The organism is Brevundimonas sp. AVps7, from assembly GCF_058681545.1.
Genome location: NZ_CM178742.1, coordinates 1,132,975 through 1,152,182 on the forward strand (window position 1 = coordinate 1,132,975; position 19,208 = coordinate 1,152,182).

16 protein-coding genes and 1 pseudogene are annotated in these 19,208 nt (G+C 65.2%); 12 read left to right on the top strand and 5 right to left on the bottom strand.

Annotation, left to right across the window (positions count from 1 at the left end; genetic code table 11):
* Positions 1-53: 53 nt before the first annotated feature.
* From ACW17Y_RS05530 to ACW17Y_RS05560, 7 genes and pseudogenes are all read left to right on the top strand, one after another.
* Positions 54-914 carry a fumarylacetoacetate hydrolase family protein gene (locus ACW17Y_RS05530; RefSeq protein WP_492037776.1) on the top strand — a complete coding sequence of 287 codons (861 nt, stop codon included), beginning with the start codon at positions 54-56 and terminating at the stop codon, positions 912-914.
* The gene (locus ACW17Y_RS05535) at positions 911-2,566 is read left to right on the top strand and encodes an FAD-dependent monooxygenase (RefSeq protein WP_492037777.1); all 1,656 of its coding nucleotides are present in this window, start codon (positions 911-913) and stop codon (positions 2,564-2,566) included. The genes ACW17Y_RS05530 and ACW17Y_RS05535 overlap by 4 nt, the downstream gene beginning before the upstream one ends.
* Entirely contained in the window at positions 2,556-3,485 is a 930-nt protein-coding gene (kce, locus tag ACW17Y_RS05540; RefSeq protein ID WP_492037778.1) for a 3,5-dioxohexanoate:acetyl-CoA acetone transferase, read from the top strand. The genes ACW17Y_RS05535 and kce overlap by 11 nt, the downstream gene beginning before the upstream one ends.
* A gap of 56 nt (positions 3,486-3,541) precedes the next feature.
* Positions 3,542-4,465 (top strand): VOC family protein, encoded by a 924-nt coding sequence (locus ACW17Y_RS05545; RefSeq protein WP_492037779.1) that lies wholly within the window; start codon positions 3,542-3,544, stop codon positions 4,463-4,465.
* A 48-nt stretch (positions 4,466-4,513) separates the two neighbouring features.
* Positions 4,514-5,839: an MFS transporter gene (locus tag ACW17Y_RS05550; protein WP_492037780.1), complete on the top strand. Its 1,326-nt coding sequence runs from the start codon at positions 4,514-4,516 to the stop codon at positions 5,837-5,839.
* Between the two features lie 79 nt (positions 5,840-5,918).
* Positions 5,919-7,046: an FAD-dependent monooxygenase gene (locus tag ACW17Y_RS05555; protein WP_492037781.1), complete on the top strand. Its 1,128-nt coding sequence runs from the start codon at positions 5,919-5,921 to the stop codon at positions 7,044-7,046.
* Between the two features lie 200 nt (positions 7,047-7,246).
* A pseudogene (locus ACW17Y_RS05560) lies at positions 7,247-7,939 on the top strand (IS6 family transposase).
* Between the two features lie 551 nt (positions 7,940-8,490).
* Here ACW17Y_RS05560 and ACW17Y_RS05565 read toward each other — a convergent pair.
* From ACW17Y_RS05565 to ACW17Y_RS05585, 5 genes are read right to left on the bottom strand one after another with little or no spacing between them, the layout of a single operon-like run.
* Positions 8,491-9,156, bottom strand: coding sequence for a TetR/AcrR family transcriptional regulator (locus ACW17Y_RS05565; protein ID WP_492037782.1), 666 nt, complete (start codon positions 9,154-9,156; stop codon positions 8,491-8,493).
* Positions 9,157-9,204: 48 nt separating this feature from the next.
* The gene (locus ACW17Y_RS05570; protein WP_492037783.1) at positions 9,205-9,963 is read right to left on the bottom strand and encodes an SDR family oxidoreductase; all 759 of its coding nucleotides are present in this window, start codon (positions 9,961-9,963) and stop codon (positions 9,205-9,207) included.
* Positions 9,960-11,663 (bottom strand): class I adenylate-forming enzyme family protein, encoded by a 1,704-nt coding sequence (locus ACW17Y_RS05575; protein ID WP_492037784.1) that lies wholly within the window; start codon positions 11,661-11,663, stop codon positions 9,960-9,962. Before ACW17Y_RS05575 ends, ACW17Y_RS05570 begins: the two co-directional genes overlap by 4 nt.
* Before the next feature lie 32 nt (positions 11,664-11,695).
* Positions 11,696-13,069: a spinster family MFS transporter gene (locus ACW17Y_RS05580; RefSeq protein WP_492037785.1), complete on the bottom strand. Its 1,374-nt coding sequence runs from the start codon at positions 13,067-13,069 to the stop codon at positions 11,696-11,698.
* Entirely contained in the window at positions 13,069-15,549 is a 2,481-nt protein-coding gene (locus ACW17Y_RS05585; RefSeq protein WP_492037786.1) for a TonB-dependent receptor, read from the bottom strand. The genes ACW17Y_RS05580 and ACW17Y_RS05585 overlap by 1 nt, the downstream gene beginning before the upstream one ends.
* A gap of 224 nt (positions 15,550-15,773) precedes the next feature.
* Here ACW17Y_RS05585 and ACW17Y_RS05590 point away from each other — a divergent pair, with 224 nt between their 5' ends.
* The 5 genes from ACW17Y_RS05590 to ACW17Y_RS05610 are packed head-to-tail and all read left to right on the top strand — an operon-like array spanning position 15,774 to position 19,208.
* Complete coding sequence (locus ACW17Y_RS05590) at positions 15,774-16,220, top strand: MaoC family dehydratase (RefSeq protein WP_426040306.1); 447 nt, start codon at positions 15,774-15,776, stop codon at positions 16,218-16,220.
* A complete protein-coding gene (locus ACW17Y_RS05595) occupies positions 16,207-16,797 on the top strand; it encodes a MaoC family dehydratase (protein ID WP_492037787.1) in 591 nt (196 codons plus the stop codon). Before ACW17Y_RS05590 ends, ACW17Y_RS05595 begins: the two co-directional genes overlap by 14 nt.
* Positions 16,798-16,807: 10 nt before the next feature.
* Complete coding sequence (locus ACW17Y_RS05600; protein ID WP_492037788.1) at positions 16,808-17,239, top strand: Zn-ribbon domain-containing OB-fold protein; 432 nt, start codon at positions 16,808-16,810, stop codon at positions 17,237-17,239.
* A complete protein-coding gene (locus tag ACW17Y_RS05605) occupies positions 17,236-18,426 on the top strand; it encodes a lipid-transfer protein (RefSeq protein WP_492037789.1) in 1,191 nt (396 codons plus the stop codon). The genes ACW17Y_RS05600 and ACW17Y_RS05605 overlap by 4 nt, the downstream gene beginning before the upstream one ends.
* The gene (locus ACW17Y_RS05610) at positions 18,423-19,208 is read left to right on the top strand and encodes an enoyl-CoA hydratase/isomerase family protein (protein ID WP_492037790.1); all 786 of its coding nucleotides are present in this window, start codon (positions 18,423-18,425) and stop codon (positions 19,206-19,208) included. The genes ACW17Y_RS05605 and ACW17Y_RS05610 overlap by 4 nt, the downstream gene beginning before the upstream one ends.

A 19,208-nucleotide genomic window follows, 5' to 3' on the forward strand; every position in this document is an offset into this window, starting at 1 on the left:
GAACAATGACGCCGGGCGCGACCGCACCTGTACCGCGCCCATGGAGACCTCCGATGAAGCTTCTCAGATTTGCATCCGCCGGCAAGCCGACCTTGGGGGTGTTGCGTGGCGACGAGGTCGTGTCGCTCAAGCCTCTCGAAGGCAACTACCCGACGATGCTGTCCGTGATCGAAGGGGGCGACGACGCCCTCGCGACGATCTCCGCCTTCGCCGGGTCGGCGACGGAGACCGTTCCGGTAGCAAGCGTGAGCCTGCTCGCTCCCGTGGAGCGTCCGGGCAAGTATCTCGCCATCGGCATGAACTACCGCAAGCATATCGCCGAAGCGGAGCGCCTGGGCGTACCTGAGCCCAAGCAGCAGTTCTGGTTCAACAAGCAGACGAGCTGCATCGTCGGCCCCTACGACGACACCGATCCGGGCGTGAGCGAGAAACTCGACTACGAAGTCGAGCTGTGCGCCGTGATCGGCCGGGCCGCCAAGGGGGTGGCCGAGGCCGAGGCCTCGAAACACGTCTTCGGGTATATGGTCGCGAACGACCTGTCGGCGCGGGATTGGCAGACACATTCCCCGACCTTCACCATGGGCAAGTCGTTCGACACCCACGGTCCGGTCGGCCCCTGGATCGTGACGGCGGACGAGATCCCCGACCCGCACGGCCTGACGCTGCGCTGCCTCGTCAACGGCGAAATCCGTCAGCAGAGCGACACGAGCCAGATGGTCAACAACCTCTGGGCCCAGATCGCCTACCTCTCGACGGCCTTCACGCTCGAGCCGGGCGATCTTCTCGCCACCGGCACTCCCGAGGGGGTCGGCGTCGGCATGCAGCCGCCCCAGTTCCTGCAGGTCGGCGATGTCGTTCGCTGCGAGATCGACGGCATCGGCGCGATCGAGAACCGGGTCTCGAGGCCGGCGTGACCGACACGGACTTCGATGTCCTGGTCGTCGGAGCGGGTCCGGTCGGGCTCGCGCTCGCGATTGAGCTCGGCACGCGCGGCGTGCGAGTGCTCGTCGCCGAGCGCAACAGCCGTGGCGGCGTCGCGCCTCGGGCCAAGACGACCAATGTCCGCACTCGCACCCATCTGCGTCGATGGGGCATCGCGGACGCCCTGGCCGCCGCATCGCCGCTGGGCGTCGACTATCCCAACGACATCCATTTCGTGACGGGCCTGTCGGGATACCCGCTCGCGGTGTTCCGCAACGCCTTCAATGCTTCGCCCGAACGCGCCGATGCCTATCCCGAGCACGCCCAGTGGGTGCCGCAGTACACCCTCGAACGCGTTCTCTTTGACCATGCGCGCGGACTGCCGGGCGTGGAGTTCCGCTTCGACACGACCTTCGTCGGCGCCGATCAGGAGGACGAAGTCGTGACATCTTCGCTCGCCTCGGCCTCCGGTGCGAAGTGGAGCATTACCTCCCGCTACCTGGTCGGCGCGGACGGGGCCCGCAGTGCGGTCCGCGAGGTGATCGGCGCAAAGATGGAAGGGACCTATGGGCTCTCCCACGCGTCCAACGTCGTATTCCACGCCCCGGGGCTGGCGGAAGCGAACCGCCAGGGGCCTGGCGTCATGTTCCTCCAGATCGGCCCTCAGGGACTGAGCATCATTGGCCCAATGGACGAAGGCGACATCTGGTACTTTGGGACACCGGTCAAGGAGAGCGATGCGCCCTCCCGCGAAACCGTGGTCGAACAGATAAAGCAGACCACCGGCATCGATCTGCCCTACGAAATCCTGAGCGCGGACCACTGGGTCGCCAGTGAACTCATCGCCGATCGGTATAGCCGAGGCCGCATTTTGCTGGCCGGCGACGCCTGCCATTTGCACCCGCCTTTCGGGGGTTACGGCATGAACATGGGGGTCGGCGACGCGGTCGATCTGGGCTGGAAGATCGCCGCTGAACTGCAGGGTTGGGGCGGCGCGGATCTTGTCGAGACCTACGAGACTGAGCGGCGCCCGGTGCACCGGTTCGTGATGGACGAAGCTATCGCCAACAATGCCATGATGACGGGGTCGCCCTGGCGCGAAGGCCTGACGGACGACACGCCTGAAGGCGAATCGCTACGTCGGCAGATCGGCGCTGTGATCCAGGAGCGGAAAGCACGCGAATATCACACCCTCGGTACGGTGCTGGGACTGGGCTACGAAACCTCGCCGATCATCGATCACGAAGATGGCGACACCGACGCGCACGACGGCCAGCGCTACACGCCCAGCGCCCGTCCCGGGCAGTTGGCGCCCCACGGATGGCTGTCGGACGGCCGCTCCCTCTACGACGCATTTGGCGCCGGCTTCGCCCTCGTCGTCGCCGACCGTGTGGACGAGGACCAGGTTTCAAGAGCGGTTGAGGAGGCGGCCGACCTCGGGGCGCCTCTGGAGATCGTTCGTCCCGGGCCGGCAATCGCCGCCCTCTATGAGGCTGATCTGACGCTTGTGCGTCCTGATCAGCACGTCGCCTGGCGTGGCCAGGAATGGAATGGCGCGCTCAGCCGCGCACTCGCCAGAGGCGTAACCGCATCGGTCGCCGCCTCGTTGTCAGAACTCAGGAAGAAGCAACGCCATGGCGTCTAAGAAGGTCATCATCACCTGCGCGGTGACGGGCTCGATTCATACCCCGTCGATGTCGCCCTATCTCCCGGTGACAGCCCGGGAGATCGCTGATGCCGCCGTCGGCGCCGCTGAAGCCGGGGCCGCCATCGTGCACCTGCACGCCCGCAATCCCGTCGATGGTCGCCCCGATCAAAGCCCCGAGGCGTTCGAACCGATCCTGCGCAGCATCAAGTCGCGTTCCGATGTCGTCGTGAATCTGACGACCGGCGGTGCGCCGCTCATGACCGTTCAGGAACGGGTCCAGCCCGCCGCGACGTGGAAGCCCGAGCTCGCCAGCTTGAACATGGGGTCGATGAACTTTGGACTCTTCCCGATGCTCAAGCGGTTCAAGGATTTCAAGTTCGACTGGGAGCCGGCGATGCTGGAAGCCAGCGCCGACTTCGTGTTCCGGAACAGCTTCAAGGATATCCGCTACATCCTCGAAACGATGAACGAGTCGGGCACGCGCTACGAGTTCGAGTGCTACGACACCGCCCACCTGCATAACCTCCACTATTTCTACACCGAGGGCGTCATCAAGGCCCCGCTGTTCATCCAGACGGTGTTCGGTCTGCTCGGCGGTATCGGCGCTCACCCGGATGAGGTGACGCATATGAAGCGGACCGCGGATCGCCTGTTCGGCGACAACTACCAATGGTCGGTGCTCGGGGCCGGACGGCATCAGCTCCCTGTCGCCGCGATGGCGGCCGCGATGGGTGGCAACGTGCGGGTGGGTCTGGAAGACTCGCTTTTCCTCGGCGCGGGCAAGCTGGCCGAGAGCAACGCCGCCCAAGTGACTCAGGTCCGTCAGATCGTCGAAGGCCTCGGTTTGGAGATCGCGACGCCGGACGAGGCCCGACAAATCCTCTCGCTCAAAGGTGCCGACCAGGTCGGCTTCTAGGACCACAACTTTGGACCGGCGATCCGCAAACGCCGTTTTAGGACAGGAGGCCTCCGATGGCCGGGATCAAGATCGAAGATATCGCCTTTGTCGGTTTCCGGGCTCCGGATCTCGATCGGATGCGCAGCTATATGGAGGACTTCGGCGCGGTACCGGTCCGCCAGACCGAAACCGCCCTCTATGTCCGGGGCACAGGGCCTGCGCCCTTCGTTCACACGACGGAACTCGGAGACCCGGCATTCATGATGGTCGGCTTCCGGGCAGAGTCGGTCGAAGACCTTCAACGCCTCGCGAGCGAGGTTGGCGCGACGCCGGAGCCGCTGGATGCGCCGGGCGGCGGACTCTACATCGATCTGGCTGATCCCGACGGTCACACGGTCCGGGTTGTCGCCGGGCAGGAGAAGGCGGCGCCGATCGAATTCGAACCGCCCGCAGCCTGGAACTTCGCGACCGAAAAACCCCGCCTCCGTGCCGTCAAACGGGTGGAGCAGGGGCCTGCCAAAATCGTCCGCCTGGGACACTGCGTGCTCAACGTCTCGGACTTTCGAACGTCGGAAGCCTGGTACAAGTCTCGCTTCGGCTTCATCACCTCCGACGAGATCCAGGTCGCACCGGACGTCGCCATGGGCGCCTTCCTGCGCTGCGATCGGGGAGATACACCGACCGATCACCACACCCTGTTCCTCGCGCAGCTCCCGACGGGGCCGGGCTTCAATCACGCCGCCTTCGAGGTGCGCGACATCGAGGATCTGCTGGCCGGGCATGCCAGGTTGATCGGGCAGAACCATACGCCGGCGTGGGGCGTCGGCCGCCACTATCTCGGCAGCCAGGTTTTCGACTATTGGCGTGATCCTTGGGGTCACACCCTGGAACACTGGACCGATGGCGACATGTTCACCGCCGCCGACGGCTCTCGTGTAGGGACGCTGGACGAGGTGCTTGGTGTTCAGTGGGGTCCGCCCATGCCGGCCGACCTCTAGAGCTAGATCCAAGCAACGCCGCCCTGTTCTGATCCGGAGACACACCTCATGACCGAAGCCACCAGAGGCGCCGAGCCCGTCGGTCCGCTCGGCTCGTCACCAATGACCAGGCCGCAGATCGTCGTTCTCGGCGTGGCGATATTGCTGGCGGCGCTCGACGGATTCGACGTCCTCGGCATGGCGTTTGTCGCGCCCACGCTCAGTCACGCCTGGGGGTTGGACAAGGCGACGTTGGGCTTCCTGCTCTCGACCTCATTGATCGGAATGGCGATCGGATCACTGACCCTCTCGCCCCTCGCCGATATCACCGGCCGCAAGCCGCTGGTGTTCGCCGCGATCGCCTTGATGATCGTCGGGTCGCTGCTCTCCGCCTTCGCGCAGAACGTCCCGCAACTGGCGTTGTTCAGGATAATGACCGGTCTCGGGATCGGGGTAATGGTTCCCCTCACGACGACGATCGCGTCGGAGTTCGCGAGCGCCAGGAGCCGAGCGTTCGCGGTGACGGCCACGACCGTCGGCTTTACGGCCGGCTCGGTGTCCGGCGGTCTGATCGCTGCGGCCCTCCTCAAGCATTTCGACTGGCATTCGGTCTTCATCTCCGGTGCCGTCTTCGGCCTGATCCTGCTGCCGATCGTTGCTTTTGCAATGCCGGAGTCTCCGGCCTTCCTGATCTCGCGTCGCACCAACGGCGCCCTCGAGCGGCTTAATCGCGTCCTGGCTCGGTTGAAGCGCCCGACACTGGATCGGTTGCCCGATGCGCCGCCGGCCAAGCGCAAATCTTACGCTGCGCTGTTCACACCCGAGCTGGCGGTGATGACCCTGTGTTTCGCGGGTGTGATGGTCTTGGTCTCGACCACGACCTACTACCTGCTGAACTGGTTGCCCCAGCTCATCGCGGACTCAGGCTTCCCGCCCGCCACGGGGGCCCTTGTGTCGGCCACGTCAAGCATCGTCGGTATGGTGTCCGGTCTGGGGTTCGGTCTCGCAGCGACCCGCTTCGGTCCGGGTCGTCTGGCGGTGTTCGCCATGGTCGGCCTTGGATGCGCCGTGGCGATCTTCGGGTTCACGCCGGCGGACCTGCGGCTGCTCCTGTTGGCGTCGGCCGGCTGCGGCTTCTTCGCGTCGGGTTGTGCGGGCCTGTTCTACGCGACCATGGCAGCCAGCTTCCCGCCCTTGGTGCGCGTGTCGGGGATCGGCCTGGTCATCGGGATCGGTCGGATTTTCAGCGTGTCGGGGCCCGCCGTCGCCGGTTTGATGTTCGCGGCTGGCCTGAACCGGGCGGGGGTATCGCTTGTGTTTGGCCTGATGCCTGTCCTGGCGGGGCTGCTCATGTTCATCGCCGTCCGTCGCGCGGCTGCGATCACCCAGTCCTGAATCATCCAGAGCCCATCCGGCGCCTGACGCGCCGAGACTGACGATCTAGCGCCGGCAAGACCGGCGAAAGGAATTCGATATGGCGTGCGTTGCAAAGACTCTGATCATCGGTGGCGGCATTGCCGGCCTTTCGGCGGCCATCGCCTTGTCCAAAGTCGGCGTTCAGTGCGACGTCGTCGAGATCGCTGACGCGCCCCTCGGTGCTTCGCTCGGGATCTCCGGCCGCGCAGCTGAGGCGCTCGACGAACTCGGCGTCTACGACCAGTGCGCCGCAACGAGCAGGCCGTTCACGCCAGATACGACGGTCGTCCACCAATGGGACGCGGCCGGCAACCTGATCAGCCCCGGACCCAATCGTCCGCCGTGGCCGGGTGCGAAGACAGCGCTCGGCGTCTATCGTCCGGACTTCCTCAAGGTGCTGGCGGACGAGGCGGCGCGGCTGGGCGCGTCGGTCCGGATCGGCGTCACGGTCTCGGCGATCGACGAACAGGACGCAGGCGCGCTGGTCACCTTCACCGACGGCAGCACGCAAACCTATGACCTGGTCGTCGGCGCCGACGGCATCAACTCGGCGACGCGGGGGATGTTGTTCCCGCACGCGCCCAAGCCCGAATATGCGGGTCAGATGAGCATCCGCTGGATGGCGCCCGGGCCGTTCCTGGAGGGCGAGGGCTGGTATCGCGGCGAGGTCGGCCGGGTCGGATTCTACTACATCCCCCAGGGCGTCGTTTACGTCCCCGCCGTGATCAACTCGCCAGAGCCCGTCTGGCTCAACGACGAGGAAGTGCATGCGCTGTTCACGCGCCTGCTCGATTCCTACACGGCGCCTGCGATGGTCGAGTTGCGGAACCGCCTGACGCCCGATGCCGAGCTCATCTATCGGCCCTACTATTGGATCCTTCTCGACCAGCCTTGGCACAAGGGTCGCACGATCCTCATCGGAGACGCCGCTCACGCGACGACGGCCCATATGGGCATGGGTGGCGGCATGGCGCTAGAGGACGCTGTGGTTCTGGCGCAGTGTATTGCGGCGGCGACCAGCCTTCCTGAGGCTTTCGACGCCTTCATGACGCGCCGCTTCGAACGGGTGCGCACCGTGGTCGAGACGAGCGTTGGACTGTCGAAACTCGAGCAGGCCGGTGCGCCTTTGGCGGAAAACGTCGCGCTCCTGACGAAGACGTTTGCGATGATCTCTCAGCCCTACTGATCGGCGAACGTTTCAGGCTACGCCCTCTCTCGTTAGAATTCGGAGAATGCCGCTTAGGCGCAAAGCGGGGAGGGATGTCCGATCCTGACTCTAAGGCGAAGTTCGGAATGTCCGCTGTCGGCCGCGCGCCGGTGCTGTCAGTCTAACGCTAAATTGTCTCCACTATGGGCGGCGTAAGCCTCTGATGGGGATGATATTTCGTGAAGCCGATCTCGTTCAAGCGCCACCGTTTTCCGGCCGACGTCATCCGGCACGCCGTCTGGCTGTACTTCCGCTTCAGCCTCAGTTTTCGTGACGTCGAGGAACTCCTGGCGCAACGCGGGCTCGAGGTCAGCTAAGAGACAATCCGGTGCTGGACCATCAAGTTCGGCCCCTCGATCGCCCGGCGGCTGAAGAAGCGGCGAGGGGCTCCTTCGCCTCGCTGGCACCTGGACGAGATGGTCTGCTGGATCGGCGGCAAGAGGATGTACCTGTGGCGCGCGGTCGATGATGAAGGCGAGGTCCTCGACCTCGTGGTCCAGCGCCGCCGGGACACGGAGGCGGCGCTGAGGCTTCTCCGACGCCTGCTACACAACCAGCCGATCGAGCCTCAGACGATCACGACGGACGGCCTGGCCTCCTATGGCGCGGCGCTCGATGTCCTGGATCTGAGGCATCTGCATCGACCCGGCCGGCTTCGTGAGAACAATCGGGCAGAGAACTCCCACCTGCCGATCCGACGACGAGAGCGACAGCAGCAGCGGTTCAAATCCCAGGCCTCAGCCCAGCGATTCCTCACCACCCACGCGGCGATCTACAACACGTTCAACATCCAGCGTCATCTGATCAGCAGACCCACCCTTCGCCGCTTCCGCGCCGAAGCGGCGATTGCTTGGGCGGCGGCAGTTGTCTGAATCGAGACGGGTAGGGCGGTTTTCGACTTGGCGCAGTTAACCTGTCAGGCCCGGTTCAGATCCCAAGCCTCAGCCCAGAGATTCCTCACCAGCCACGCAGCGATCTACAACACCTTCAACGTCCAGCGCCATTTGATCAGCAGACCCACACTTCGCCGCTTCCGCGCCGAGGCGGCGTCCGTTTGGGCGGTTGCGGTTGCCTGAATCGAGACGGGGAGGGCACCTTTCGACTTGGCCCGGTTAACCTGTCAACGCCGCACCGGCCGGGTCGGCTGCGGGAAAAAAACCGAGTCGAGAACTCCCACCTCCCGATCCGACGACGAGAACGGCAGCAGCAGCGGTTCAAATCACAAGCCTCAGCCCAGAAATTCCTCACCACCCACGCGGCGATCTACAACACCTTCAACATCCAGCGTCATCTGATCAGCAGACCAACCCTTCGGCGTTTCCGCGCCGAGGCGGCGACAGCTTGGGCGGCGGCGGTTGACTGAGTCGAGACGGGGAGGGCGCTTTTCGACTTGGCGCAGTTAACCTGTCAGGCCCTACACGACCTATGGCGTCACCCGCATTCCGGAGATCATCATGTTGGCATAGGTCTCGCCAATTTCGCGCGCGCTCTGGGGCGAGGTCTCGGGGCGGAACCAGCGATGGGTCCAGCCGACGACGCCTAACATCCCGTAGGCCACCACGCGCGACGGCCCGACGTCACGCAATGTGCCATCGGCATAGCCTTCCTCGATGATCGAGATGAAGGCGTTCTCGATCATGCGGTTCACCTGCCGCATGTCCGATGACCATTTCGTCCGGGTGCCCGAGACGCGACCCAGGTTCTCGCGAATGTAGATGAAGAGCAGCGGATAATGCTCGCCGTAGGATTCCATGATCGAGACGATCAAACTCCACAGCTTGTCGGGCGCGGGCAGGGCGCTGGCGGCGATGTCGATTGCGATCTGGGAGTTGCGTTCGGCCACGGCGCGCAGCACTTCGTCGAACAGCTCTTCCTTGGACGAGATGTAGTAGTAGACCGAGGCGCGATCGATGCCGAGTTCAGCCGCGACTGCGCTGATGCTGGCGCCCTGCAGGCCCAGACGGTCGAACACACGGACGGCGGCTTCGGCGATCTCGCGCCGACGCCGTTTGTAGGCGTCGGAACTCTCTTCCTTCGCCGCCTTGCGGCGTTTGCCGATGCCGCTGGTCTTGTCGCTGGTCGGGCTCATTCTGCGACCTGATTAGCGAGCGAGCGGCGAAAGGCCAAGCGGGCCCATTCAGCCGCGCGGTCCGCCCGCCACGAACAGGACCTGACCCGATACGAAGCCCGATCGGGCATCGGCGAAGAAGGCGACGGCGTTGGCGATATCCTGGGGCTGGCCCGGCCGGCCCACAGGGATATCGCGCACAACATCCGCGATCATCACCTCGAAGGTCACGCCCAGTCGTTCGGCCACGGCCGCCGTCATCGGGGTGACGACGAAGCCCGGTGCGACGACGTTGGCGGTGATGCCGGATTTGCCCATCTCCAGGGCCAGCGTCTTGGTCAGGCCGATCAGCCCCGCCTTGGCCGCGGCGTAGTTGGCCTGGCCGTAGGCACCAAGCGCGGCGATGCTGGCCAGGTTGATGATCCGGCCACTTCCAAGGCGGCGCATCGCCGGCTGAACCGCACGGCACATCAGGAAGGCCCCTCGCAGGTTCACGTCCTGGACGACCTGCCAGTCGTCGAGCGTCATCTTGGCCAGGGTTTTCTCGCGCAGCACGCCGGCGTTGTTGACCAAGACGGCGGGCGGTCCCAGCGCGGCCTCTGCCGCCGCGACGGCGGTCTGGACCGAAGCCTCGTCGGCGACATCGACGGCCACGGCGATGGCCCGACGCCCCAGAGCCTCAATCCGCGCGACGGTGTCGACGCAGGCAACCGGGTCCAGATCCATCACGGCGATGTCGCAGCCGTCCGCGGCCAGGCGTTCGGCGATGGCGGCCCCGATGCCGCGCGCGGCCCCGGTTACGAGCGCAACGCGCGCAGGTTGGGTCATGATAGGTCCAGACGCTCGATCGCCATGCGCGACAGCAGGAATTTGCGGGGTCGCCCGGACGGTGTGAGCGGCACGTCCTCGGTCCCGATCGGCAGGATGTGACGCGGTACCTTGAAGCGGGCCAGTCGCCCCGCGCACCAGTCGATCAGCGCCTGTGGATCCAGTGCCTGTCCGGGCCGGGTGACGATGAAGGCCACACCGACCTCTCCCATGCGGTCATCCGGCACCGGCGCGACGTGGGCCTGAAGCACCGACGGATGGACCATCAGCACGTCCTCGATCTCCGAGGGCGTGACCTGTTCGCCGCCGCAGCGATAGCTTTCTTTCACCCTGCCGACGAGGCTCAGATAGCCGTCGGCATCGATCCGGCCGAGGTCGCCGGTGTGCAGCCAGCCCTCGGCATCGAACGCCTCGGCCGTGGCCTCGGGCTTGTCGTAATAGCCTGCGGTCACACCGGGCCCTCTGGCCATCAGCTCGCCGACGTCTCCGTGCGGCAGCACCGCGCCCGACTGCGGGTCGACGACGCGGTAATCGACGATGCGGTTGCCGATGGCCGGATCACCCGCCGGCCCGACGTCTCGCAGGCGACCGTTGGTGGTCTTAAGACGGTCGGTTGGATCGTCCGGCCGGGTCACCGTGGTCGAGGCCGTGCATTCGCTCATGCCATAGCCGGTGGTGATCTCGATGCCGTCGAAGCTCGCCAGAATACGATCCCACAGACCGGGCGGGGTGCGCCCGCCCGAGGACAGCATCCCTTTGAGCGATGACGTATTAACTGGCGTGTCGACGAGGGCATCGAGCACGGCCAGGGTCATCGTCGGGATCAGCAGGAGGTCGCTAACCTCGTGGCGCTGGACGGCCCGCAGCGTTTCTCGCGGATCAAACTTCAGGTGAGGGACGATCGCGCCACCGACGAAGAGGGCCGCCAGAAGCCCTTCGACATAGCCGTATACATGGTTCATCGGCAGGCTGAAGTGGATGCGCCGCCCGTCCTCGAACGCCCTGGCATAGGCGCTGCCGAAGGCCGCGCGCAGCAGCATGTCGTGGGTCAGGACGACGCCCTTGGGTGAGCCGGTCGTGCCCGAGGTGTAGATGATGTCTGCGGGGGCCGCCGGGTCTATCTCGGGAAGCTGGCCCACGCCGCCATGAAGCATTTCGAACGCGGTCGCTCCGGCCCGCCCGCCGCCTTCGGCCTGGAAGACCGCGACCGAGCGCAGGTCGGGCAGAGCCGCGCCGCCTCCATCGCTCTCCCAACCCGGGGCGATCTCGTCCAGCATCCCCAGGTAGTCGAGGTCCCGGAAGCGGTCCATCGTGACCAGCATGACGGCCCGGGACTGGCGCAACACATAGGCCAGTTCGTCCCGGCGGTTGAGGATGTTGACCGGAACGGCCACGGCACCGATCGCGGCAACGGCAAACTTCACAGCGGCGAAGGCGGGATAGTTGGCCATGACCAGGGCCACGTGCTCGTCAGGCCTAACCCCGGCGGTGACCAGGCCGCCGGCGACCGATGTCGCCCAGTCGGCCATCTGGCGATAGGTCCACGTCCGGGTGTCTGTGATCAGATAGGGGCGATCCGGATGCCGCTCCGCCGCATGAACCAGCATGTCGTAGAGGGTGCGCGGTCGCCACGGATCGAAGCCCCGCGCCGTGGCGGCCTGACGTTCGGCAACGGGAGGAAGGAACGCTCTGGCAGGCATGATCGGTTCTTGGACGCTCTCGAAGGCCATCGTCAGGGGTTCAGGATCTCATGGTGCTTGCGATAGTCACGCCGTCCCCAGCCAAAGGCCAGAGCGGCCAGCAACGTGGAGATCGACAACGTGATGCCCAGCGAAAGGCCGAGCGCGGTTTCGGAACGGAAGACGTAGTCGTTGAGCAGTCCGGGCAGCAGGGGCCCCATGGTCAGTCCACCCAGGTTGGCGACGAACAGGATCAGCGCGAGGGCCTGGCCCCGGACCTGGTTGGGCAGGACCATCTGCGAGGCCGCGTAGCAACTGCCCGCCGGCATCGCGAGAAGGATGACCCCGACTGCGAAGACCGCGACCGTGGCGGTGGCTGAAAAACCCTGTGCCCAGATCAGCGCCCCAAAGGCGATGGTGCCCAGAATGGAGCTGAAGGTCGCGATGCGAAGCGCGGCGTCCCGTCGACCGGCCACCAGGCCGCTGTCGCTGAGGCGCCCTCCCATGAGCATGCCGAAGCTGCCGCCGATCAGCACGACCAGACCCATCACGAGGCCTGTCTGTTGCGGCGTCCAGTCGAAGGAGCGCTGCAGCACGCCCGGCGACCACAGCATGAAGGCGTAGAGGGCAACGGCCTGGAACATCAGACCCAGGGCGATCGAGGCGACAGCGACCCGCCGTTTGGCGATTTCCGCCATGGTCTCGCGGATCGTGAGGCGTGCGACGGCTCCGTCGGCGGCGACGATCACCTTGCGTCGGGCGGGCTCGCGCAGCGTCAGGACCCAGAGGGCGACGAGGAGGCCGGGAATACCCGTGACGAGGAAGGTCGCGCGCCATGAAGCAATCTCGCCGAAGATGGGCAGGGTGAGGGTCGCGGTCTGGGTGACCAGTTGCACCACCAGTCCCCCGACCAGCAGCGCCAGGCCCGAACCCAGATAGATGCCGACGCCATACAGGCTCATGGCGGCACCCAGCTTTTCGTTCGGGAAGGTGTCGGAAATCATGGAGACGGCCGCGGGGGCCAGGGTCGCTTCTCCGACTCCCACGCCCATGCGGGCGAGGAACAGGCCCGGATAGCCCATGGCGACCGAACAGGCTGCGGTCATCAGGCTCCAGAAGAAGACGCCCGCGGCGATGATGTTTCGACGATTCAGCCGATCAACCAGCCGTCCCGCCGGCAGGCTGACGATGGTGTAGAACAGCGAGAAGGCCAGCCCGCCCAGTAGCCCGACCTGGGTGTCCGACACCGCGAACTCGGCCTTGATCGGACCGACCAGCAGGCTGAGGATTTGGCGGTCGATGAAAGACAGGGTGTAGCAGACCGTCAGAACCGCGACCGTATACCAAGCGTAGCCGGTGGCGGGCGGGGCTCCTGACGACGAAACCGCCGGATCTTTCGATCCGGCGGCCTGGGCCGTGTCCGTCATCAGAACTTGGCCGAGAACTGCAGCGCCACCTCGCGGCCCCGCGCTACGACGCCTCGCTGCTCGCCGATCGCGCCGGGCACGCTGGCTCCGCCTGTCCGGTCCGCTGCGTAGAGGATGTAGTTCTCGTCCGAGAGGTTCCGACCGATCAACTGCACTGAATAGCGGCTGTCCGGCGAGGTGACGGTGACCCCGGCATTGTACCGCCAGAAAGCCTCCTGCAGCGTGGCGGGGGCCATGGTTTCCGCTGCATAGTAGCTGTCGCTATAGAAGCCGTCGCCGGTCAGGGCCACGCCGAACCCGGCGATCTGGGTTTCATAGGTGAAGCCTGCGCTTCCCGACCACTGGGGCGCGCGAGCGGGAGCGCGACCATCGAAGTCCTGTTGCAGGGTCAGGGCCGTCGCATTGACGAACGAGCAGTTCGTCGGAGCCACGGCTGTCGCCCGCACTGTGCCGGTCGGGAAGGCGTAGGAGTAGCACTGCCCCACGAAGTCCTTGAACTGTGCATCAACGTAGGCGATCGCCCCGCGTAGCGACAAGGCATCTGTGGCCTGCCAGACGCCGTCGGCCTCGAATCCGCGCTGCTGAACCTCACCGGCGTTGTTGATCGTATAGGCGATACGAGCCGGGTCGTAAGTGTTCACCTGCAGGTCTTCGAAGCTGTAGGCAAAGGCCGCGATGTTGGCGCGCAACCTGCCGTCGGCGAAGATGCCCTTGGCCCCGATTTCGAAGCCGCTGGCGGATTCGGAATCAAAGTCGATATCGCCAATCCGGGTGGTGGTCTGGAATGGGCTGGTCAGACCGAAACCCCCCGACTTGTAGCCCGTTTTGTAGGCCACGAAGACCGTGTGATTGCTGTCGGGTCGCCAGGTAATGGTGGCCTCGGGCGAGACATTCTCGTCGTCGAACTGACCCCGGATTTCGCCGACGACAGGGGACCCCGGATAGACTGTCGTCTGGGTCGCGAAGGTGCCGATGCCATACAGGTTCTGTTTGGCGAAGTCCTTGGACTCTCGCGTCCAGCGAACGCCGCCTGCGATCTCTATGGTGTCGCTGAGGTCGTAGATTAGCTGACCGAACACCGACTGGGTTTCACCGCTCTGTTTGGCATAGTCCTCATAGGTGGAGAACCGGCCGGACGCGGCTTGGTAGTTGCTGTCGCGCAGCTTGGTGTCATTGGTCGTGAACAATTCTGTCGCCTGGAAGAAGGCGCCCAGCATGAAGTTCAACGGGCCCGCGTAGTCACTGCTCAGGCGGAATTCCTGGCTGATCTCCTGGTTGGTCTGTCGATTGTAGAAGGCCAGCTGCGAATAGGTCGTCTGGTCCAGGCCGGAGAGGAATTCATACTGGGTCGAGTTGTAGCCGGTGGTGGACGACAGGTTCAGCGTGTCGGTCAGGGCCCAGTCGAAATCCAGCACGCCGGTGAACACGTCCAGCTCGCCATAGGCTCTGTTGTTGCCGCGATAGCCGCGCATCGTTCTCGCGATCGCGTCGGGCAGGTCGCCGCTGGTCGTCCGGTTGTCCGCAACACAGTCCGCGAACGGATCGGCGATGCCATAGACCCGTGGGTTGGAGCCGCCGGTGCACGACCCGATGTTCTGGGTCGCGACGCCTGGGCCCGCGTCCTCGTTGTGGCCCATGAACAGTTTCAGTCGCCCTGTAATGGTCGGAGCGATCTCGGCCGTGAGGGTCAGGCGGCCGAGGATTTCCTCATCGCCGGGGCGGCTGTCGGAGACGCCAGGCAGCGTTGCAGCACCGATCGGGGCCCCGGACGCGACCGTATAGAACGGGTTTGCGATGGGCCGGGCGGTGTTGGTCAGCCAGCCGTCGAGGTTGCGATAGCGCAAGGCCAACCGGGCGTTCAGGCCCTCGGCGAGCGGGCCAGAGACATAGCCGTCGATCGTGGCCTCATCGCCTTCAAATTCGTAGCCGGCGCGGAAGCCGGCCTCGAACTGGTCGGTAGGGTCGGCGGACTTGATCGAGATAACCCCGGCCGGGCTGTTCTTGCCGAAGAACAGGGCCTGGGGTCCCTTCAGGACTTCAACCTGCTGAAGGTCGAAGAAACCCATCTGGGTGATACGGCCGTCGCTGGTCTGGACACCGTCGATGGCGACCGACACGGCCTGTTCGAAGCCGGTCTGGTTGGCCGGAGAGCTGATGCCACGAATGGCGATCGATCCGCCGCCATTGGACTTGTAGGCACCGACCACGACGGTCGGTGTGAGCTCGCCGATGCGAGACAGGTCATCTGCGCGGTTCCGTTCGAGCGTTTCGGCTGTGACCACATTCACCACGACAGGCACACTGATCAGGGTCTCTGACCGGCGTCGCGCGGTGACGACAATATCGTCGACCGACGAGGTGTCTTCCTGTGCCGTGGCGCTCTGCGTCCCGGCCGTTTGCGCGAACGCAGGTCCTGAAGCGACCATCAGCAAGGCTGCGGCGCTACCCGCCATCAACAGCGATTTCGTAGATACAGCCATGGCTCTCCCCTGACTTTCCAATCCCTGTCGCCATCCGCTCGTCTGGTGCGAGTCCTTGCGACCGGCTCAGAAAGACCGTTGCCGTACGATCTGTCAATACCGGTGTTGACAGAAATCAACGAGCGCGTTGATAGTATGTAGCAGGGGCTCAAGACGGTCGAGCGTTGAGACCATAGCCCCGGTAACGACCATCGGGGTCGTGCAGATGGGAGTGTGGATTAGCCATGGATGGCACCGGAACATCGCTACCACTGGACCTGGCGATCACGCCTGCGACGCCGGTCGGTTACCGACTTCAGAGCCTGCGAAAGAAAGCCGCGATCCAGCTGATGGGTTCGCGTCTGTGGGGCCGCTTCAACCCCAATCACTGGGATCCGGTCTATGCCGCCGAAACCGGCCTGAAGGCCCCGATCCAGACCGGTGAAATGTCATCGGCCTACATCGCCGAGATGTGCGTGAACCACTTCGGCGCGGCCTTCTTCAAGGGCTCGCGCGTGGTGCTCAAATACGTCGCGTCGACCTTTGCCGACGAGATCATCTCGACCCAGGGGGTGGTGCGCGAGAAGCAGCCCAAGGGCGGCGGCTACCGCTTCATCGTCGATGTCTGGGCCGAGAACGAGGCCGGTGAGAAGAAGACGGCCGGCTGGGTCGAAGTCGATGTCGGCGCTTGATCGCGCCGCCGTGCAAGGAAATGACGCCATGACACCCCAGACCCATTCACAGCAGCCTGCCACCGACGCACTCAAGCCCATGAGCCCGGTGCAGGCTCGACAGACCCGCGCGTTCATCGATGGGCTGGCCTCAGAGGCGCGTCCCTATTGGGATATGGTCGAGATCGGAGACGAGCTGTCGCGCGACCTTCACCTCTCCGCAGAGCTGGTGATCTTGTATTCGGACGGCGTCGAGGACTTCAATCCCTGGTACGAGGGCTGGCGTATGAACAGCTGGCACATCGAGGGTGAATCACCCTTCGGCGGGGCAATCGTGCCGCCGTTGCTGGTCTCGCACTTCGTCCTGTCAGTGCAGTTCGACGCCACAAGACCGTTCTCGATCGGCTCGATCCACACCTATCATGACTCCGAGATCCTCGAGCCGATCCCCGTCGGAGCGACGGTAAGGATCACGACCCGGGCGACCGAAAAGTTCGAGAAGCGCGGCCGCCGCTACGTTCGTCATACGGTTGAGGTCACCGACGTGAGCAGCGGTCTCCTCTACTTCCGCGAAACCCGCGACATTCTCTCGCTTTAAGGGGCGGTTGATGACGGACCCTGCCATCACCGCGCTTGTCGCCGAGGCGCTCGCACTGGACGAGGCCGCGCCGGCCTTGCTGGGCACCCGCTGCGTGGATTGCGGGACGCTTTACTATCCTCAGGTCGTCAGCTGCCGGAACCCGGAGTGTGACGGTAAGCAAGTCGTTCCGGCACGGATTGTCGGACGCGGCAGCCTCTACAGCTTTACGATCCAGCGTTACCGACCGCCGGCGCTGTTCGCGCTTGAGCCATGGCATCCCTATGCCTTGGGGCTCGTGGACGTTGAGGACGGTCTGCGGGTGATGGGCATCCTGGATGCGCCGCAGGACGATATCCGGATCGGCATGCCGCTCCGCCTTTCCACGCTGGTTTTGAACGACGATGCTGGAAATGCTGTCGTAACCCACAGCTTCGTCCTCGACGATGGAGCCGACGCATGAGGCCGGTCTATGTGCTGGGTGTCGGGGCGCACCCCTGGGGCAAATGGCCGGAAACCACACAGGTCGAGCTGGCCATCCATGCCATGAAGGCCGCGCTGGCCGAGGCGTCGCTGGAGTGGCGCGATCTGCAAGGCCTCGTTGCCGCCAGTTCGCGCTTCGAGGGCGGGATGGGGTGGGGCCTGCACGCGAACGAACTGGTGCAGGCCGTTTCGGAACACGGCCTGGCCTGTATCAACGTTGGCGGTGCCTGCGCGGCCGGAGCCGTCGCCTTCCATACCGCCCATATGCTGGTTGCCAGCGGCCAGTACGACACGGTCGCGGCAATGGGGGCCGAGAGGATGCCCAAGGGGTTCATCCCGCGTCCGCCCGGCTCTGCGGATGATCCGGCCGACCATGACTTCCTGCGCTGGAAGACCATGGGGGCCACCAATCCGGCCTATTGGGCCATGGAAGCGCGGCGCCGGATGCACGATCACGGCACGACGGCCGAAACCTTCGCCGCCGCCTCGATCATGATGCGTCGTCACGGGGCGCTGAACCCTTACGCCCGCTTCCGTACACCCTCGACCATGGACGAGGTCCTGGCCTCTCCAATGGTCAGCGATCCCTTGCACCTGCTCGAGATCTGCGCGGTCAGCGACGGGGCCGCCGCCGTCATCCTGGGATCTGAGGAGCAGGCGCGCCGGGCGGGTGGTCCGATGATCGAGGTCGCCGCCAGCGCCATTGCTACCGGCCGGTTCGGCGACCCTGCCGCGCGCATCCCTACCGTTGGATCGACCCCACGTCCCGGCGTTTCGCACACCAGCGAAGTCGTCTCGGCGGTCCATAAGGCGTGGACCCTGGCCGGCATCGGAGCCGAGGCCATCGATTTGGTCGAGATCGCCGACAACACTGCTTGGCACATCCTGGCCTGGCCCGAGCTGTTCGGCTTCTTCGAGCCGGGGCAGGCCGATCGGATGCTGTTGTCCGGGGAGATGACACTGGGTGGCCGCCTGCCGGTCAATCCCAGCGGTGGCTTCCTGTCGTTCGGCGAGGCTACGACGGCCCAAGCCTTGATGCAGGTTTGCGAACTTGCATGGCAACTGCAGGGCCGGGCAGGCGAGCGCCAGGTCGAGGGTGCTCGCATCGCGATGTCGGCTGTCCTGGGCCTCGGGGCCAATGGCGCTTCCATCGTGCTGAAGCGATGACCGAAGCCGTTCAGATCGAGGTCACCGGTCGCGTCGCGGTGCTGACCCTGTCGCGCCCCGACACCGGCAACGCCATCGATCAGGAGATGGCGGACAGCCTTCTCAGAGCCACGCTTCAGGTTGCCGCCGACGACGCGGTGCGAGCGGTGCTCCTGACGGGCCGTGGACGGGCATTCTGCGTTGGGGGCGACGTAAAGGCCTTCGCCGCGGCCGGCGCGGGAGCGTCTGCCCTGGTGGGGAATCTGACGGCGTCCTTGCACGTGGCAATCGCCCGGCTGACCCGCATGGAAAAGCCTCTGGTGACGGCGATCAACGGCGCAGCGGCCGGGGCCGGTTTCGGACTGGCGATCCTCGGCGATGTCGCCCTCGCGGCGAGGTCGGCGAAGTTCGCCATGGCCTATGGCGCGATCGGCCTGACGCCGGATGGCGGCGCGACCTGGCTACTGCCGCGCCTGGTCGGACACCGCCAGGCCCAGCGACTCGCACTGACGGGCGAGCGCATTGATGCCCAGGAAGCCGAGCGGATCGGTCTGATCACCCGGGTGACCGACGACGAATCGTTGCACGATGAAGCCTTCACCCTCGCAAGGACCCTTGCCGAGGGGCCGCGCCGCGCCTTTGCGCGTACACGGGCTCTCCTGCATCAATCCTTGTCGAATGGGCTCGAGACACAGCTGGAACGCGAGGCCCAAGGCATCGCCGAAGCCATCGCCCAGTCTGAGGGGCAGGAGGGGATCGCGGCCTTCATCGCCCGGCGGCCCGCCGACTTCAGCAGCCTCTGA

Coding starts and splice junctions, on each gene's coding strand:
- ACW17Y_RS05530 (WP_492037776.1), top strand. CDS start 54: ATGAAGCTTCTCAGATTTGCATCCGCCGGCAAGCCGACCTTGGGGGTG.
- ACW17Y_RS05545 (WP_492037779.1), top strand. CDS start 3,542: ATGGCCGGGATCAAGATCGAAGATATCGCCTTTGTCGGTTTCCGGGCT.
- ACW17Y_RS05585 (WP_492037786.1), bottom strand. CDS start 15,549: ATGGCTGTATCTACGAAATCGCTGTTGATGGCGGGTAGCGCCGCAGCC.
- ACW17Y_RS05565 (WP_492037782.1), bottom strand. CDS start 9,156: ATGAGCCCGACCAGCGACAAGACCAGCGGCATCGGCAAACGCCGCAAG.
- ACW17Y_RS05605 (WP_492037789.1), top strand. CDS start 17,236: ATGAGGCCGGTCTATGTGCTGGGTGTCGGGGCGCACCCCTGGGGCAAA.
- ACW17Y_RS05575 (WP_492037784.1), bottom strand. CDS start 11,663: ATGCCTGCCAGAGCGTTCCTTCCTCCCGTTGCCGAACGTCAGGCCGCC.
- ACW17Y_RS05580 (WP_492037785.1), bottom strand. CDS start 13,069: ATGACGGACACGGCCCAGGCCGCCGGATCGAAAGATCCGGCGGTTTCG.
- kce (WP_492037778.1), top strand. CDS start 2,556: ATGGCGTCTAAGAAGGTCATCATCACCTGCGCGGTGACGGGCTCGATT.
- ACW17Y_RS05610 (WP_492037790.1), top strand. CDS start 18,423: ATGACCGAAGCCGTTCAGATCGAGGTCACCGGTCGCGTCGCGGTGCTG.
- ACW17Y_RS05590 (WP_426040306.1), top strand. CDS start 15,774: ATGGATGGCACCGGAACATCGCTACCACTGGACCTGGCGATCACGCCT.
- ACW17Y_RS05570 (WP_492037783.1), bottom strand. CDS start 9,963: ATGACCCAACCTGCGCGCGTTGCGCTCGTAACCGGGGCCGCGCGCGGC.
- ACW17Y_RS05555 (WP_492037781.1), top strand. CDS start 5,919: ATGGCGTGCGTTGCAAAGACTCTGATCATCGGTGGCGGCATTGCCGGC.
- ACW17Y_RS05550 (WP_492037780.1), top strand. CDS start 4,514: ATGACCGAAGCCACCAGAGGCGCCGAGCCCGTCGGTCCGCTCGGCTCG.
- ACW17Y_RS05595 (WP_492037787.1), top strand. CDS start 16,207: ATGTCGGCGCTTGATCGCGCCGCCGTGCAAGGAAATGACGCCATGACA.
- ACW17Y_RS05600 (WP_492037788.1), top strand. CDS start 16,808: ATGACGGACCCTGCCATCACCGCGCTTGTCGCCGAGGCGCTCGCACTG.